The organism is Curtobacterium sp. UNCCL20, from assembly GCF_900101675.1.
In the GTDB taxonomy this organism is placed as follows: Bacteria; Actinomycetota; Actinomycetes; order Actinomycetales; family Microbacteriaceae; genus Curtobacterium.
Genome location: NZ_FNKG01000001.1, coordinates 898,601 through 914,814, shown reverse-complemented (window position 1 = coordinate 914,814; position 16,214 = coordinate 898,601). Strand labels below are relative to the sequence as shown.

Genomic DNA, 16,214 nt, shown 5'->3' with positions numbered 1-16,214 from the left:
GGGAAGCGACCGCTACCGAACCGATCTCAGGCGGTCGGGACCACCACTGCGCGTCCGGACAGTTCGCCGGCCTCGAGCTTCCGGTACGCCTCGAGCGCATCGTCGAGCGAGTACCGCTCGACGTCGGGGACGATCTGCCCCGCCCGGTACATGGCGACGACCTCGTGCAGGTCCTCGATCGTGCCCCAGTACGTGTTCGTGATCGTCGACTCGTACGGCGTCGAGAAGAAGTTCCACTCGGTGGTGCCGCCGGCGATCCCGACGACGGTGAAGCGGCCGCCGACAGCCATCGAGGCCTGGGCCGTCCTGATGGTGGGGGTCGCACCGACGAAGTCGAACGCCGCGTCCACGCCCTTGCCGCCGGTGATCTCGCGGATCGCCGCGACCTGGTCGGGGCCGCCGGGAACGGTGATCGCACCGCGGGCGGCAGCGCGGTCCATGGCGTCCTGCTTCATGTCCGTCGCGATGACGGTGGCACCGGTCAGCGCGGTGAGGATCTGGACGGCGATCTGCCCGAGACCGCCGAGGCCCACGACGAGGGCGTACTTGCCGCCCCCGGCCAGGTTCGGCAGGGAGTTCTTGATCGCGTGGTACGGCGTGAGCGCGGCGTCGCTGAGCGGCGCGGCGGCGACCGGGTCGGCGTCGCCGAGCGGCACGAGGTTGCGTGCGGGGACGGCGACGTACTCGGCCATGCCGCCGTCGCGTCCGAGACCGATGCCCATGTACGGGTTCGTGGCGGCGTTCTCGCAGTAGGTGTCCTGCCCCTTGGAGCAGTACGAGCAGTGGCCGCAGCCGACCGGGCCGTAGACGAGGTACGCGTCACCCTCGGTGAAGCCGTCGACACCCTCGCCGACCGCTTCCACCCAGCCGGAGTTCTCGTGGCCGAGCACGAACGGGGGTCGCTGCGCGCCAGGAGCTCCCTCGGTGAACTCGCGGTAGACGGCGACGTCGGAGTGGCACGCACCGGCACCGGCGACCTTGAGGAGCACCTCCCCCGGCCCGGGAGTGGGCTTCGGGACCTCCGTCAGGGAGGGGAAGGTCTGGAACTGTTCGAACACGACGGCGCGCATGGGTCTCTCCTTCGATCACCAGCACGCTACACCTGTTGCCTAGAGCAACACCTGTTGTTCTTCCGTCGGTCGCCCGCCTGTCGACTGCTCGGCCGGGACCCGCCGTCCAGTGCACGAGCACGCGCTCCCGGCACGCTCATCTGTCCCCCATGCGCCCGATCGTGGAGCAGACCTGCGTCTTCGCCGTGAGCGGGTTGCGAGAACGATCGTTCTCGACTTGACTCGGAGTCGTCTCCGCACGGAGACCATCCCCACACGAAAGGAGCGGCCATGCCCACGCGCACCGCACGCACCGCCTGGAACGGCGGCCTGGAGGACGGCACCGGCCAGGTCGAGCTCTCCAGCTCGAAGGTCGGCACCTACGACGTCTCGTTCCCGAAGCGCGCAGCCGACGACGCCGGCGGCACCACCAGCCCCGAGGAGCTCATCGCCGCAGCACACTCCGCCTGCTACGCCATGCAGTTCTCCGCGGTCCTCGGCGAAGCCGGCGGCACGGTCGAGGCCCTCGACGTCAAGGCGGACGTCTCGCTCGGCCCGGACAGCGCTGGCGGGTTCAAGCTCACCGGCATCGTCCTCACCGTCAACGGCGAGGTCGCCGGCATCGACGAGGCGACCTTCCTGAAGGCCGCCGAGGACGCGAAGGCGACCTGCCCCGTCAGCAAGGCACTGACCGGGGTCGACATCACGCTGCACGCGACGTTCGAGCAGTAGCGCACCGACAGCAGGAGCCGCCACCCGGTGGCGGCCTGGAGGCGCGGTGCCAGCTGGCACCGCGCCTCCCGTCCGTCATCCCCTCACCCTGGTGCCGTGGACGCCTTCATCGCGGGGTCGCGACCCTGGCAGCTGACCGTCGGACCGGTCCTCGTGCTGGTAGGCGCCGTGGCAGCGGCCTTCGCGCTCGGTCGGCTCAGCGTCCGGCGCCGCGACTGACGCGCCGGAAGCGCCCCGCACGGGAACCGCGGCGTCCAGCAGACGTCCGGACTCGCGCGTCCGCGACTGGCACCATGGCGGGATGGCCGAGCAGTTCGTCCCCGGCGCGCCTCGACCGGGGCGCCCTCCACGGCCCCGCGTCCGCAGCCTCGCGCAGCACGACATCCGCGATGCCCGCGCTCGGTTGCGCGGCACGATCTACGAGGACGTCTCGCCGGACACCCGTCCCCGCGAGCAGTACTCGCCCGTGCAGATCGTCGACTTCTGCCTCGACCTCGCCGAGGTGATGCTCGCCTCGGGTGCCGACACCCGCAGCGTGGAGACCGCCGTGGTCGCCGTCTCGACGAAGTGGAACCTCGCACCGCTCGACCTCGACTTCTCCGGCAGTTCGGTGACGATCCAGTACGCCCCTTCGGACACCCCGCCGCTCGTGAAGGTCCGGACCGTGCAGTCGGACGGCTCCGACCTCGACCGGCTGGCGCGCGCGAACCAGATCGTCGACGACCTCGTCCACGACGAGCGCGACATGACCTCGGCCGTCAGTGCCCTCGTCGCGGTGCTCCGGATGCCGCCGCGGTGGCCGACGTGGCTGGCGGACGTGGGCCTGTCGATCCTCGGCACCTCGATCTCGATGCAGGCCGGCGGTGGGTGGCGTGCCGGGCTCGGAGCGTTCGTCCTCATGCTCGGGATCATCCTGTCCGGCCGCTGGCTGACCGGCCGGGGCTTCCCGCAGTTCTTCGTGTCCGGGGCGCAGGCGGCCGTGGCCTCGGCGATCGGCAGTGTGGCGATCTGGGCGGGCGTGCTGCACCCGGGACAGGCGGCGACGATGGTGGCCGCGCTCGTCGTGCTCCTCCTGCCGCACCCGTCCCTCGTGACCTGGGCGCAGGACGCGATCTCCGGGTTCCGGGCGATGGCCGTCGCGCGGGCGTTCTACATCGGGCTGGTCATCGCCGCGATCGTCGTGGGGGTGCCCGCGGGCATCGCCGTGACGAAGTGGCTGCACATCGAGGTCGACCCGTCCGGCATCGTGACGCAGGTCCTGCCGCTGTGGGCGTCCCTGGCACTCACCGTGGTGTCGGCGGCGGCGAACTGCTTCGTGCAGCAGGCCAGTGCGCGGGTGATCCCGGTCGCGGTGGTGTTCTCCGTCGCCGCGGCCGCTGCGCTCCGATCCCTCCGCGAGCTCGGTCTGCCGCTCCTCGGCGCGACGTTCCTGGCGGCGGTGCTGCTCGGCGTGCTGTCCACGATCGCTGCCGCCCGGATGCGGACGGCGGTCGCGGCGATCGCGGTGCCGGCGTTCTGCGGTGCACTCCTGCCGGGTGTCGCCGTGTCGAACGCCCTGCTCAACTTCATGTCGGGATCGTCCAGCGCGGCACTCGACTTCGTCGCTGCGGTGTCCGTCGCGCTCGGGATCGGCGCGGGACTCGTCCTCGGCGGGCTCGTCGCGACGCCCGGCGCCCGGCGTGCACTGCGCCGGTCGCGGCGGGTCGTCGTGCACTCGGTGCACAACGACACCACCGCGATCCCGGTCATCCGCGACACCGGGTACGACCCGGGCAACGGCTCGGTGCCGAGGGGGCCCCGGCCGCGTTGACCCAGGCCGACGCCGGTACCGGTGCGCGCGGGGCGGTGCCCGTCAGCTCGCGTCGGCGACCGCGCTCGACACCGCCGTCGGGGCGTCGTACTCGCCGTCCGGGATGTTCTTCAGGGCCTCCAGGACGGCACCGTCGGCGCCCTCCTGCTCGGCGGTCGCGACGATGTCGTCCTTCGATGCCGGGTAGTCGATGCCGCTGAGGTACTTCTGGACCTGGATCGGGTTCGCTGATGCCATGTCGGCTCCTTCCGTCGGAGACCCACCGAGTACGCCGGGTCGCCTCCGAGCCGGTCCGGGCTCCGCGCTCCGCGGCTCAGATCTCCCAGCCGCCGTCGTTCCAGGTGGCGAGGCGACGGGCGGCCTGCGTCTCGTACCGCTCCATCCAGCCGCGCTCGAGGCGGGCGACGGCACGGTCGAACGCCGGCACGAGCTCGAGGTCGGAGCGGAGGAGGGCCTGCAGCTGCAACCCCTCGTACAGGGCGATGAGCTGCTCCGCACCACGGCGGGGATCCATCGTGTGCGGTGCACGGCCGACCGCGATGTCGTGCTCCAGGCCGCGCTTGATCTGCGCGTAGAACAGCTGGTAGCGCGAGCGGAGGTAGGTCGCCATCGGGTGCAGCGGGTTGCCGGCGACGGACAGCAGCGCGACGAGGAGCCGCATGAGCGCGGGGTCCTCGGCGTTCGACGCGACGATCGCACGGAGGAGCTGCACGGTCGAGCCGTCCCCGACCTCGCGCGTGACGTCGTCCATCCGGGTGCCGTTCCAGCGGTCGACGGCGGCGAGCACGAGCCCGTCCCACGAGGGGAAGTGCTGACGGAGTTCCTCGACCGGGATCCCGAGACGGTCGGCGACGAGGCCGGGGTGGGCCTCGTGGAAGGGGACGTCCCGGAGCACGTCGACGGTGGCACCGACGATCGTGATCCGCAGGTGCAGGGTCGCGGCCGCGGCGGCTGCCGCCTGCGTGTCCGCGCTGGTGTGTTCGAGCATCGTGCCCTCCGTCGATCCCGGACGTCCTGTCCGCGTCGCCCCACTCGGGGGCACGTCCATCCAAACCCATCTCGGGGGGCACCAGAATCCCCGTTCCGGGTGTCGGCACAAGGGGGGACACGGGAAGGCGCGGCGCAGTGACCGTGTTCGCAGCACTCTCGCGGCGATCCGTGTGACGATGCCGGGATGACCCCGAACGACCCGACCGCGCAGGGACTCGCGACCATGGCCTCGGCAGGTTTCGAGTTCGGCGGCGACCCCGACCAGGTCGCCCACGACGTCCGCACGATGTGGGAGCAGCTCGGCCGGCCGGTGGGGGCCTTCGACGCGGCAGCCCAGGCGATCGCGGTGCTGCCGCAGCGGCCCGAGGTCCCCGTCGCCGACCAGGCACGGCGTCGCGCGTTCGAGCGGGCCGTGGGGATCAACCCGGTCGAGGTGGAACTGGCCGCCGCGCTCTCCGCGCGTGAGCTCCTCGAGCGGATGGCCCGCAGCTGCAGCGCACCCTGCTGACCACCATCGAAATCTTGTATTTCGTATGCATTACTGACAGTATGGGAACCCTCGACCTGAGGAGACCTCCATGGCCGCCGCCCGCCGCTTCCTGACCGCCCTGTCGCCCCACCTCTCCGACTTCGGTCGTGACGCCCTCGTCGACGCGTGGCGGGCCCTCCTGCCTGCGCACTCGGTAGTCGCCGCGCCGTACGGGCTCCGCACGCGAATGCGCCTCGTCCGCACGGAGACCATCGTCCTGACCGGCGGGCACGCCGCCGCGCAGCCTGACGACCGCATCCCCGCCGACTCGCTCGTGACGCTCTGGAACCACGCGTACCGGGTAGCGCCGTCCGACGACGCCGATGCCCTCGCCGTGAGCACCGGCACTGGCGTCCCACTCGCTCCCGATGCACTCGCCGCCGCGGCCACGGCCGTCGCGGGCGAACTCGGTCTGTCGGCGGTCCGGGTCTTCCGCCTCGACCAGGACGACGTCGACGCCACCAGGGAACTGGTCCGGGCGTTCCGACGGCTCACCGACCTCCCCGTGACCGTGGTCGCCCACGCCGCGTCCGTCGCGGACACCGTCACCGCGCTGCGCGGATGCCGCCTCGTGGTCGGGCACGACGAAACGGCGACCGCGGTCGCAGCATCGATCGGCCTTGCGGTGGTCCGACTCGACTCCGTCACGGATGTGACCGAGGCCTACCTCGCGATCCGCGCCGGAGCAGCGGGCCCGATCACCGGAGCAGCGGGTCCGATCAGCGACGCCACCCCCTCCGACGGCGCCCGCACCCTCGCGTTCACGCTGGACGCCTGGGCCCGCGGTCGGCTGTCGACGGCGGACCTCCGCGCAGCACGCACCGACGTGACGCGGTCCTCGGACCTGATCGGGGCCTGAGACGCACGCACCCGCACGACGGGAGGCGCGGTGCCAGCCGGCACCGCGCCTCCCGTCCGCTGCGACGCAGCCGACCCACCGGCCGCGCTACGGCGTCGGCATGCCACCGTCCACGTGGAGCGTCTCACCGACGACGAACGACGACTCACCGCTCGCCAGGAAGACGTAGGCGGGCGCGAGCTCGGCCGGTTGCCCCCAGCGGCCGAGGTAGGTCTCCTCGCCCGCGGACGGCAGGGCCTCCGGCGGCTGACCACCGGCGGGCTGCAGCGGGGTCCAGATCGGCCCCGGTGCGACGGCGTTCACGCGGATGCCCTTCGGCGCGAGCTGCGCGGCGAGGCCCTTCGCCAGGTTGTTCACGGTCGACTTCGTGGCCGCGTAGTGCACCAGGTGCGGCGACGGTGCGTAGGCCTGGATCGAGGTCGTGTTGATGATCGCCGAACCGGGCTGCAGGTGCGGCACCGCGGCCTTGGTGATCCGGAACGTCGCGTAGACGTTCGTCTTGAAGGTCTCGTCGAACTCGTCGTCCGAGATGTCCACGATCGAGGAGACGTTCTGCTGCTTCCCGGCGTTGTTCACCAGGATGTCGAGCCCGCCGAGCTGCTCCACCGCGTCGGCGACGAGCTGCTCGCAGAACTCCCGCGAGGTGATGTCGCCCGGCAGCGCGACGGCCTTCCGGCCGGCGGCCTCGATGAGTCCGACGATGCGGTCGGCGTCCTCCTGCTCCTCCGGGAGGTACGAGATCGCGACGTCGGCGCCCTCGCGGGCGTACGCGATGGCGACGGCGGCGCCGATGCCGGAGTCGCCGCCCGTGATGAGGGCCTTCCGGCCCTCGAGTCGGCCGGAGCCGCGGTAGGTGTCTTCGCCGTGGTCGGCGGGGACGTTCGCCGCGAGCTCCTCGTCGGTGCCCGCACCTTCGAGGTACTGCTCGTCGGGCTGCTTGTCGGCGTACATCGTCGTCGGGTCCTGCATGGAGTACTGGTCCGTCATGTCGCAGACGGTACGCAGGCGCGCACGATCACCCGTCCAGGAGGCTGTCCCCCGGCACGCGGATCGGCTCGGCCTGGGCGATCGGCGGGTTCCAGTACCCGGCGCGGCACCCGGGACGGGGCTCCGGTGAATGTCACGGTCCGGTGACGACCAGGCTCCGATTCGGTAACACCCGTCGTCCATCCTGGGTCGACGTCGTACGGTCGAACGGTGACCCTCCGGACCGTGCTGGCGCTGAGCGCCGCCCTGCTCGCCTTCTCGGCGGGTTCGGTCGCCGTCGACGGCACCATCGGATCCGACGTGTCCCCGGCCGCTGCGGCCGAGGTGTCGTCCGGGCACGACGACGCCGTCCACGTGTCCAACGCGAAGCTGAAGCGCGTCGACTCGATCGAGCTCGATGCCGAATCGCTCGTGTTCCGCCGCGGCTCCAAGACCGTGGTCGAGACGTCGATGCGCGATTCCGTGACCACGGTGTCGCTGCTCAACCGGCTGCTCGGCACGCCGTCGCGCACGCAGACGGCCGAGGGTGACGGTGGCGCGTGCTTCCCGGCCGGCACCACGTACACCTGGGGTGGGGCGGTCCGCGTGGCCGCGCTCTCGACGGCGGCGAAGGCGGGCAACGCGGTGGAGATCCGGGTGCTGCGCGACGTCGTACGGTCCCGCTCCGGCAGCGACATCGAGCTCACCGGCCCCGACGGCGTGCAGGTCGGGGACGACATCCACGACGCGATCGCCGACGCCCCGAAGGCCGACAAGGTCTCGTACGGGTCAGACGACGCGAAGGCGTGGCAGCTCCTGCTCGCCGAGGGCTGGACGCCGGCGTCGAGCGAGGACGAGCGCGACACCGAGGCCGAGACCGAGGCCGATGTCGATGCCGGCCTCGGCACGAACGGCGTCTCCGCCCTGACCGACGACACGACGGTCACGGTGCTCGGCTCCCCGATGCCGGTGCACGCCCAGCGCAGCTGCTGACCTGGCCCGACCCGGCCCGCTGCGCTCAGATCCGCAGCGTCGCCACGACCGGGAAGTGGTCACTGGCGAACCAGGTCTCCGGCCCGTCGTGGTCGATGACGACACGGTCCACACCGGCGACGCCACGCGTGAACACCCAGTCGATGCGCTCCCCCGAGTCGACCGGCGGTTCCCAGTCGTTGAAGGTGGCCGTCCGGTCGTCCGGATCGCCCCCGAGCACCCAGGCGTCGTCGAAGCCGGCGTCCGCGAGCACCCGCGACGCCGTTCCCCGGCCCGCCGGCTCGTTGCAGTCCCCGGCGACGACCACGGGGCCGACCGAGGCGCTCAGGCGCTGGGCGATCAGCGCGGCGCTCTTCGCCCGGACCTCGTCGCCGTGCGGGCCCTCCTCGTGGTCGAGGTGGGTCGTCAGCAGCGTGAAGGCCTCGCCCTCGGCGTCGAGGAAGCGGACGTGGTTGGCGACACGGGGGAACAGGCTCCCCCAGGTGTTCGAGACCGGCTCGTCCGGGGTGTCGGACAGCCAGAACGTGCCGTCGTCGACCGGGCGAAGTCGGCTGCGACGGAAGAAGACGGCGGCGTGCTCGCCCGCGGTGCCGCCCTCGCGCCCCTGGCCGACGTCGCCGTGGTCGGGCAGCCCGGCACGGAGGTCGTCCATCTGGTGGTCGAAGGCCTCCTGCACGCAGAGCACGTCGGGGTCGTGCCGTCGCACGACGTCGAGGAGCACGGGGAGTCGGGCCGGCCAGTCGTGCGCGGGGTCCGGGTTCTTGATGTTGTACGTCATCAGGGTGATCGGACGCGCTGCGTTGCTCACCCGTCGAACCTACTGACCCGCGGGCTCAGGGGGCCATGACCCGCCGCAGCGCGACCACACCGTCGCGGGCCCGGGTCTTCGCGGTGCCCACCGGGACCCCGAGCGAGCCGGCGACCTCCGGTCCGGTCATGCCGACCAGGTACCGCAGCACCACCGCCTCGCGCTGCCGGTCGGGGAGCGCGCGCACCGCACGCCGGAGTTCCGCGCGGTCGAGGACGCTCTCCGCCCGCTCGGTGCTGGAGTGGTCGACGAGGTCGAGGTCCCGTGCGCCGATCCGCAGGTCCCGATCTCGGTCGGCGCAGCTCTTGCGGACCCGGTCGATCGCACGGCGCTGCGCGATCGTCCGGATCCAGGCGATCGCGGAGTGCTGCGGGTCGAACCGGTCGGCGATCCGCCAGATCTCGAGGAACACGTCCTGCACGACCTCCTCCGCCTGCCAGGGGTCGACGAGCTGGTGCCGGACGTAGTGCTCGACGAGTGACCGGAAGCGCGCGTACAGCCGGTCGAACGCGCGGGGATCACCCGCGGCGACGGCGAGGAGCATCGCGCGTTCTTCGTCGCGCCGAGCCAGGAGAGCATCGTCCATAGCTCGAATTTCACATACAAGAAATGTACTTGCAAGTACACTCTGAGGATGTCCCGCGAGAACCCCCCGAGAACCCTTCGACGCAGCACGCCGAAAGGACTGGCCACGCGCAGTCGGATCGTCGAGACGGCCGCCGGCCTCATGCTCACCCGGGGCATCGCCGGCACCACGCTCGACGACATCGGAGCCGCGGCGACCGTGGGCCGCTCGCAGATGTACCACTACTTCGCCGACAAGCGGGAGCTCGTCCGCGACGTCGTGCGACAGCAGACCGAGGCGATCATCGCCCACCAGGGGCCGGACTACGACGACCTGACCACGTGGGAGGCCTGGCAGCGCTGGCGTGACCGGACCGTGGCCGACGCGGACGCCGGTGGCTGCGTGGGTGGATGCCCCCTCGGGTCCCTCGGCACCGAGCTCGCCGAGCGGGACGTCGACGCCCGCGACCTGGTCGCCGCCGGCTTCGCACGCTGGGAGCAGGGCTTCCGCGCCGGCATCGCGACCATGCGGGACCGCGGGCTGCTCGGCGCCGAGGCCGACCCGGCGACGCTGGCCACCGCCGTGATGGTCGCGCTGCAGGGCGGCCTGCTGCTGGCCCAGGTGCAGCGGGACGTCCGTCCGCTCGCCATCGGGCTCGACACCGCGATCGACGCGATGCGCCGGTACGCGGTGCCGGGCGTCAGTTGATGCAGACGCCTTCCTTGCCGTAGGCCTTCACGTCGGTCGACGTCGGCTTCGGCTCGGAGGACGCCGACTTCGACGGCTTCGCCGCGGGGGCACTGGCCTCGCCGCCGGTCGCGGGGGTCGACGCCGCACCGCCGGCTGCGGGCACCGGGGTGACCGCCTTGCCGTCGGAGCCGAGCACGAGCGTGACGCCGGTGACGGCGCTCGTCCGGACGGCCACCGCCCCGGGGACCACGGCGGCGACGGCCTTGGCCTGCCCCTCCATGCCCGCCGGGTACTGCACCTGGGTGGCCTTCGTCAGCTCGGAGGAGCCGGGTGTGCCGACCGTGAACCCCCGGGCGGTGAGGACCGTGCCGGCCGCGGTGGCGGCTCCGGTCACCCCGCTGCCGTTCAGGACGGTCACCTTCGTGTTCCCCGGCTGCGCACGACCGACCTTCGCGTACTCCTCGGGCTCGCCGACGAGCCCCTGCACGAAGGCGGGCAGCCCGACCGTGTCGACCTGGACGATCGACAGCGCCGACCCGTTGACCGTGATGGTCGGAGTGCCGAGGGTCGGGATGGTCGCCGACTTGATGTTGCCGGGACGGAGGTTCCGCATCTGCGACGCCAGGTTCACGAGGTCGGTGTCGGTCTGGATCGACCCGCCGACCGCACGCAGGATGTTCCCCATCTTCACCGGGTTGAGGAGCGTCCCGGCGGACAGCACCTTGCGGGCCTCCTGGGAGAGGAAGTACTGCTGCCGGACGTTCCGGTCGAGGTCGCCGTTCGGCAGGCCGTGCCGCTGCCGGACGAACGAGAGCGCCTGCTTCGCGTCGAGCGTCGACTTGCCGGCGGGCAGATCGACACCGGAGTAGCGGTCCTTCGTCGCCTGGTTGAGGCAGACGTCGACCGGGCCGAGCTCCTTCACCACCTGGTAGAAGCCGAGCAGGGAGACACGCACGTAGTGGTCGATCGACAGCCCGCTGAGGTTCTGGATCGTCTGGATGAGCAGCTTCGCGCCGCCGGTGTCGCCCCCGCCGTTGAGGGTGCCGTAGTAGAACGCGCTGTTGAGCTTGCCCTTGCCGACACCGGGGATGTCCACGTACGAGTCGCGCGGGAACGAGATCATCGTCGCCTGACTGCCGTCCTCGTTGATGTGCAGGACGATCATCGTGTCGGTGTTCGTCGCGCCACCGTCGGACTGGGTGCTCAGCTCGGCCATCTGCTCGGGCGTCGCGTTGTCCGGCCGGTGGTCGTCCCCGACGAGCAGGATGTTCTGCGCCTGGCCGTCGACGTCGTCCTTCTTGTCGGTGCCGCCGGTGATCGCGTTGATCTTCGTCACGCCGTTCGACAGGCTGCCGTACGCGTACGCCGCGTAGCCCCCGCTCAGCAGCAGCCCCATCGTGAGCACGCCTGCGACAGCGGGCAGGACCACGCCTCCACGTCGCTTCTGGCGGCCGTGGCGCGGCGGCACGAAGCCGCGGCGGGCGCGGCGCGTCGTCTCCTCGGGTTCGATGCTCACCGGGAAACCATAACCGCAGCGCGTCGGGTGGACATCACAGCCCGGTGGCAGGTCGCCGGGATTCCGGTGTGACCACGGACGGCCTGGAGGCGCGGTGCCGGCTGGCACCGCGCCTCCAGGCCGTGGACGGTCGCGTCTACGACGCGAGCCGGCCCTTCGCCGTCTCGCGCGCCCGCAGGACGGTGATCCCGGTGATCGCGGCGGCTGCCATCACGTAGAAGGCCGGAGCGAACGTGTTGCCCGTCGCGGTGATGAGCCACGTCGCGAAGTACGGCGTGATCCCGCCGAAGACGGCGACGCTGACGTTGTACGCGATGCCCATCGACCCGTACCGGATGGCCGTCGGGAAGAGCTCGGCCATCGCCGCGCTGACCGCACCGTCGAAGGCCGCCATGAAGAGTCCGAGCAGCATCATCGCTCCGGCGGCCGCCCAGAAGTTGCCGGCGTCCATGAGCATCAGCGTCGGGTAGGTCAGGACCAGGAAGCCCGCGCATCCGGCGAGCATCACCGGTTTCCGGCCGATCCGGTCCGAGAGGAGCCCGAAGAACGGCACGAGGCACGCGATGACGATGAAGCCGATGACGACGACGCCGTACGACACCAGGGGCGAGTACCCGAGGTCGGCCTGCAGGTACGACGGCATGAACGTCTGCAGGATCCAGTGCCCGACCGCCTTGAGCACGACGAACCCGACACAGAAGAGCAGCGCCTTCCACCCGGTCCGGAGCGAGCGACGCAGCGGGTTCTTCGCGAGCTCCCCCTTGGCCTTCAGCGCACGGAACTCCGGGGTGTCCTCGAGCTTCGTCCGGAGGTACAGCCCGACCAGGCCGAGCGGCAGGGCGACGAGGAACAGGACCCGCCATCCCCAGGCTTCGAGGGCGTCGTCGCCGGCGAGCGCGGTGAAGAGGAACACGAGCCCGCCACCCACGATGAAGGCCGCGAAGCCGAAGACGTCGATGAAGCTCGTCACGAAGCCGCGTCGGTTCGAGGGTGCGAACTCGGCGAGCAGCGTCGTCGCCCCCGCTCCTTCGCCACCGGCCGCGAAGCCCTGCACGAGGCGGACCACGACGAGCAGGATCGGCGCGAGGAGCCCCACGCTCTGGTACGTGGGGAGGATCCCCATCACGGCCGTGGCGCCGCTCGTGATGAGGATGACGGTCGCGAGCGTGGTCTTCCGCCCGACGCGGTCGCCGAGCGAGCCCCAGAACAGACCGCCGAGCGGCCGCATCACGAAGCCGGCGCCGAACACGGCGAACGCGGAGAGCAGCGCCACCTGCGGGTCACCCTGCTTGAAGAAGTACAGGGAGATGACCGTGGCCAGGGTGCCGTACAGCCCGAAGTCGAACCACTCGACGAAGTGCCCGACGCCCGCGGCGACGATGACCTTCCGCATGCTCTGGCGGCGAGCGTCGTCGCCGAGCGCTGCCTGGACGTCGGGGGCTGCTGCGGCGTCGGCGCTGTCGCGCGTCCGGGTTCCGTCGCTCATGGGGTGACCTCACACTTCGTTGTCGAGAGTTCGTTGACGATAGCACTTGCCGGGCATACTTTGCCACACAGTGGGAAAGTAACGCCAGCCAGTGATACCTTCGTCGCCATGCAGTCCCGTGAACAGCACCACGACGTCGTGGTCGTCGGAGGCGGTCTCGCCGGTGTCAGTGCGGCCGTCGCGGCCGCCCGCCTCGGCTCGAGCGTCGCCCTCGTGACCAACCGCCCCGTCCTCGGCGGCAACTCCTCCAGCGAGGTCCGCGTCTGGGTCGTCGGCGCCACCGCACACGGCACCCAGCGGTTCGCCCGCGAGACCGGGATCATGGGCGAGCTGTTCCTCGAGAACCAGTACCGGAACCCGCAGGGGAACGCCGTGTACTGGGACCAGGTGGTGCTCGACCTCGTGCGCGCCGAACCGAACGTGCACCTGCACCTCAACACCGACGTGCGCACGGTGACGACCACGGACGGGGACGGCCCCACCCGGATCACGAGCGTCACCGGGTGGACGATGGGGTCCGAGATCGAGACGACGTTCACGGCCCCGGTGTTCCTCGACTGCACGGGCGACGGTCTCGTCGGCGCCCTCGCCGGCGCGTCGTACCGGATCGGCCGCGAGGGACGCGACGAGCACGGCGAGGAGTGGGCGCCGGCCGAACCCGACGACGAACTGCTCGGGAGCTCGATCTTCTTCTCCACGCACGACACCGGCCGTCCGGAGAAGTTCGTGCCGCCGTCCATCGCCATCGACCTGGCGACGACGCCGATCCTGGCGAACCGCGCGATCACGACCGGCGACAACGGCTGCAACTACTGGTGGATCGAGTGGGGCGGGGAACTCGACACCGTCAGCGACAACGAGCGCATCCGCGACGAACTCTGGGGTGTCGTGTACGGCATCTGGGACCACATCAAGAACTCCGGCGCGTTCGACGCCGACACCCTCACCCTCGACTGGGTCGGTGCGATCCCGGGCAAGCGCGAGTACCGGCGGTTCGTCGGCGACCACACGCTCACGCAGCAGGACCTCCTCGAGCAGCGGACGTTCCCGGACACCGTGGCGTTCGGCGGGTGGTCCATCGACCTGCACCCCGTCGAGGGTGTGTACGCCGAGACCGCCGGCGCGCAGCAGCGCTACACCGACGGCACCTACGACATCCCGTTCCGCTCCCTCTACTCCGCGGACGTCGCGAACCTGCTGTTCGCCGGCCGGAACATCTCCGCGTCCCACGTGGCGTTCGGCTCCACCCGGGTGATGGCGACGTGCAGTGCGCTGGGCCAAGCCGCCGGCACCGCCGCACACCTCGTCGCCCGGCACGGCACGACCCCGCGGGAGCTCGGAACCGCCCACGTGGCGATGCTCCAGCAGACGCTGCTGCGCGAGGACGCCCCGCTCATCGGGGTCCGGGCCGTCGACGGTGCGGACCTCGCCCGCCGTGCCCGGATCAGTGCGAGCAGCGAGCTCACCGCCCTCGACACCACCCCGTGGGCGACCGACGACGTCTTCGTGCTCGACCGCGACGTCGCCCTCGTGCTGCCGGTCGACCCCGCGCTCGGCGAGCTCCGGCTGCGGACGGTCGCCGACCACGCCACCGAGGTCACCGTCGAGCTCTGGACCACCGGCAAGCCGCAGAACGCCGTGCCGATCGACCGCGTCTCGACCCACCGCGCCGCCGTCCCCGCGGGGCTCGGCGAGGCCGTGGTCGACCTCGCGTTCCGCCCCGACGTCCCCGGCAACGCCGTCGTGGTCGTCCGCCGGACCGCCGGCGTCCGGCTCGTCCTCACCGACGGCCACCCCTACGGTGTGCTGGCGCTCCGAGCCCGCGCCGCCGACGACGCACAGTTCGACGACCACATCCCCGAGGAGGCCGACCAACCGGTCACCGACTGGGAGGCGCGCGCCCTGCGCGGACGCTCGTTCGCGTTCACCGCAGCCGGGTCGTCGGACGCGTGGCGTGCCTCCAGGGTCGTCGACGGGTACCAGCGCCCGTTCGGCGGTCCGCACATGTGGTCGTCGGAGGCCGGGGGCGGCTCCGCCGTCCTGCGCCTCGACTGGGCGGAGCCCGTCGACGTCCGGCAGGTGCGGATCGTGTGGAACGACGACGTCGACGCCGACCTCATCAACCTGCACCACCACCGCACGCACTGGGACGCCGTCCCGACGCTGACCCGTGACTACCGGCTCGAGGCGTGCGTGGACGGCGACTGGCGCGTCCTCGAGACCGTGACCGACAACCGGCACCGGCACCGCGTGCACGACGTCGCCCCGGTCCGGACGGCCTCGCTGCGCGTCGTCGTGACCGCCACGAACGGGTCGCCGTTCGTCACCGCGAGCGCGGTGAAGGTCTTCTGACCGGGGGCGAGGGTGTCCTGGCCGACGGAGCGGGCCAGAATGAACGGATGGTGACCACACCCCCGAACCAGAGCATCGAGCGGGCCGCGGCCGTCCTCGGCGCGCTCGGTGCCGCCGACGGTGCGATGCGCGCGTCCGACATCGCGCGGGCGATCGGCCTGGGCACCTCGACCACCGGACGGCTCCTGGCGACGCTGGAGTCGCTCGAGTACGTGCGCCGTGACCCCGAGTCCCAGGGGTACTCGGTCGGCCGGGCCGTGCTCGAGCTCGCGAGCCAGGGCCTCAACCACAACCCGGTGCACCGCGAGTCCCGCGCCGCCGCCCAGGAGCTCGCCCACCGGATCGGGCTGACCGCCAACGTCGGCGTGGCGGACGGCAGCTCCTGCATCTACCTCTGCCACTTCGAGGGGTCCCTGGCACCGAAGTCCCACACGATGATCGGCATGCGGCAGCCGATGCACGCCTCGGCCCTCGGGAAGGCGCTCATGCTCGACCTGTCGCAGGACGACCGCATCGCGCTCCTGGGCGACGAACTCGCGCGGTACACGGACCACACGATCACCTCGCACGAGGCGTTGACGACCGACCTGGCTGCGTCGGCGAAGCGCGGCTGGTGCGTCGAGAACCAGGAGCTCGCCCTCGGGCGGTTCTGCATCGCCGCACCGATCCGGAACGCGTCGGGGCGCATCGCGGCGGCCCTCTCGATCTCCGGTCGCGTGACGCAGCTGCGCGACCGCGACATGGACTCCCTCGCCGAGGACCTCATCGAGGTCGCGGACCGGATCAGTGTCGGCCTCGGGATGATCAGCGCCGTCGCACACTGACGACGCGGTGCGACGCGGTGCGACGCGGTGCGACGCGGTGCGACG

Annotated in this window: 17 protein-coding genes; 9 read left to right on the top strand and 8 right to left on the bottom strand. The window is 71.5% G+C overall.

All coding sequences use genetic code 11. The annotated features are described in order from the left end of the window. Positions 1–26 precede the first annotated feature (26 nt). Positions 27–1,070, bottom strand: coding sequence for an NAD(P)-dependent alcohol dehydrogenase (locus tag BLT36_RS04540; RefSeq protein ID WP_092092316.1), 1,044 nt, complete (start codon positions 1,068–1,070; stop codon positions 27–29). A gap of 270 nt (positions 1,071–1,340) precedes the next feature. On the opposite strand from BLT36_RS04540, the gene BLT36_RS04535 reads away from it, so the two are divergent. The 3 genes from BLT36_RS04535 to BLT36_RS04530 all read left to right on the top strand — a co-directional run bounded on the left by BLT36_RS04535 (position 1,341) and on the right by BLT36_RS04530 (position 3,591). After that, entirely contained in the window at positions 1,341–1,781 is a 441-nt protein-coding gene (locus BLT36_RS04535) for an OsmC family peroxiredoxin (RefSeq protein WP_092092314.1), read from the top strand. A gap of 96 nt (positions 1,782–1,877) precedes the next feature. Next, positions 1,878–2,000, top strand: a complete 123-nt coding sequence (locus BLT36_RS19115; protein ID WP_302847104.1) for a hypothetical protein — start codon at positions 1,878–1,880, stop codon at positions 1,998–2,000. 82 nt (positions 2,001–2,082) lie between these two features. Continuing rightward, the gene (locus BLT36_RS04530; protein ID WP_092092312.1) at positions 2,083–3,591 is read left to right on the top strand and encodes a threonine/serine exporter family protein; all 1,509 of its coding nucleotides are present in this window, start codon (positions 2,083–2,085) and stop codon (positions 3,589–3,591) included. A 42-nt stretch (positions 3,592–3,633) separates the two neighbouring features. Here the strand turns inward: BLT36_RS04530 and BLT36_RS04525 are convergent, their stop codons facing one another. Beyond that, a complete protein-coding gene (locus tag BLT36_RS04525; RefSeq protein WP_092092310.1) occupies positions 3,634–3,828 on the bottom strand; it encodes a DUF2795 domain-containing protein in 195 nt (64 codons plus the stop codon). 76 nt (positions 3,829–3,904) lie between these two features. Continuing rightward, positions 3,905–4,579, bottom strand: coding sequence for a TetR/AcrR family transcriptional regulator (locus BLT36_RS04520; RefSeq protein ID WP_092092308.1), 675 nt, complete (start codon positions 4,577–4,579; stop codon positions 3,905–3,907). 186 nt (positions 4,580–4,765) lie between these two features. Here BLT36_RS04520 and BLT36_RS04515 point away from each other — a divergent pair, with 186 nt between their 5' ends. Further along, positions 4,766–5,089 carry a hypothetical protein gene (locus tag BLT36_RS04515; RefSeq protein ID WP_092092306.1) on the top strand — a complete coding sequence of 108 codons (324 nt, stop codon included), beginning with the start codon at positions 4,766–4,768 and terminating at the stop codon, positions 5,087–5,089. A 70-nt stretch (positions 5,090–5,159) separates the two neighbouring features. After that, positions 5,160–5,969: a hypothetical protein gene (locus BLT36_RS04510; RefSeq protein WP_092092304.1), complete on the top strand. Its 810-nt coding sequence runs from the start codon at positions 5,160–5,162 to the stop codon at positions 5,967–5,969. 87 nt (positions 5,970–6,056) lie between these two features. Here BLT36_RS04510 and BLT36_RS04505 read toward each other — a convergent pair whose 3' ends face one another. Next, positions 6,057–6,956 carry an SDR family oxidoreductase gene (locus tag BLT36_RS04505; protein WP_092092302.1) on the bottom strand — a complete coding sequence of 300 codons (900 nt, stop codon included), beginning with the start codon at positions 6,954–6,956 and terminating at the stop codon, positions 6,057–6,059. A gap of 210 nt (positions 6,957–7,166) precedes the next feature. Here BLT36_RS04505 and BLT36_RS04500 point away from each other — a divergent pair, with 210 nt between their 5' ends. Then, positions 7,167–7,928, top strand: a complete 762-nt coding sequence (locus BLT36_RS04500) for a hypothetical protein (RefSeq protein WP_092092300.1) — start codon at positions 7,167–7,169, stop codon at positions 7,926–7,928. A 25-nt stretch (positions 7,929–7,953) separates the two neighbouring features. On the opposite strand, the gene BLT36_RS04495 is transcribed toward BLT36_RS04500, so the two are convergent. Together BLT36_RS04495 and BLT36_RS04490 are read right to left on the bottom strand one after the other, a co-directional pair. Continuing rightward, positions 7,954–8,736, bottom strand: a complete 783-nt coding sequence (locus BLT36_RS04495; RefSeq protein WP_092092298.1) for an endonuclease/exonuclease/phosphatase family protein — start codon at positions 8,734–8,736, stop codon at positions 7,954–7,956. 25 nt (positions 8,737–8,761) lie between these two features. Continuing rightward, entirely contained in the window at positions 8,762–9,322 is a 561-nt protein-coding gene (locus BLT36_RS04490; protein WP_092092296.1) for a sigma-70 family RNA polymerase sigma factor, read from the bottom strand. 48 nt (positions 9,323–9,370) lie between these two features. On the opposite strand from BLT36_RS04490, the gene BLT36_RS04485 reads away from it, so the two are divergent. Then, entirely contained in the window at positions 9,371–10,009 is a 639-nt protein-coding gene (locus tag BLT36_RS04485) for a TetR/AcrR family transcriptional regulator (RefSeq protein WP_092092294.1), read from the top strand. Here BLT36_RS04485 and BLT36_RS04480 read toward each other — a convergent pair. Both BLT36_RS04480 and BLT36_RS04475 read right to left on the bottom strand, forming a co-directional pair. Further along, complete coding sequence (locus tag BLT36_RS04480) at positions 10,002–11,507, bottom strand: LCP family protein (RefSeq protein ID WP_092092292.1); 1,506 nt, start codon at positions 11,505–11,507, stop codon at positions 10,002–10,004. The genes BLT36_RS04485 and BLT36_RS04480 overlap by 8 nt on opposite strands. Positions 11,508–11,643: 136 nt before the next feature. Then, positions 11,644–12,993, bottom strand: coding sequence for an MFS transporter (locus tag BLT36_RS04475; RefSeq protein ID WP_092092290.1), 1,350 nt, complete (start codon positions 12,991–12,993; stop codon positions 11,644–11,646). A 108-nt stretch (positions 12,994–13,101) separates the two neighbouring features. On the opposite strand from BLT36_RS04475, the gene BLT36_RS04470 reads away from it, so the two are divergent. Together BLT36_RS04470 and BLT36_RS04465 are read left to right on the top strand one after the other, a co-directional pair. Continuing rightward, on the top strand, positions 13,102–15,345 hold the full coding sequence (locus tag BLT36_RS04470; protein WP_092092288.1) for an FAD-dependent oxidoreductase: 2,244 nt from the start codon (positions 13,102–13,104) through the stop codon (positions 15,343–15,345). A gap of 47 nt (positions 15,346–15,392) precedes the next feature. Further along, entirely contained in the window at positions 15,393–16,169 is a 777-nt protein-coding gene (locus BLT36_RS04465) for an IclR family transcriptional regulator (RefSeq protein ID WP_092092286.1), read from the top strand. Positions 16,170–16,214 lie beyond the last annotated feature (45 nt).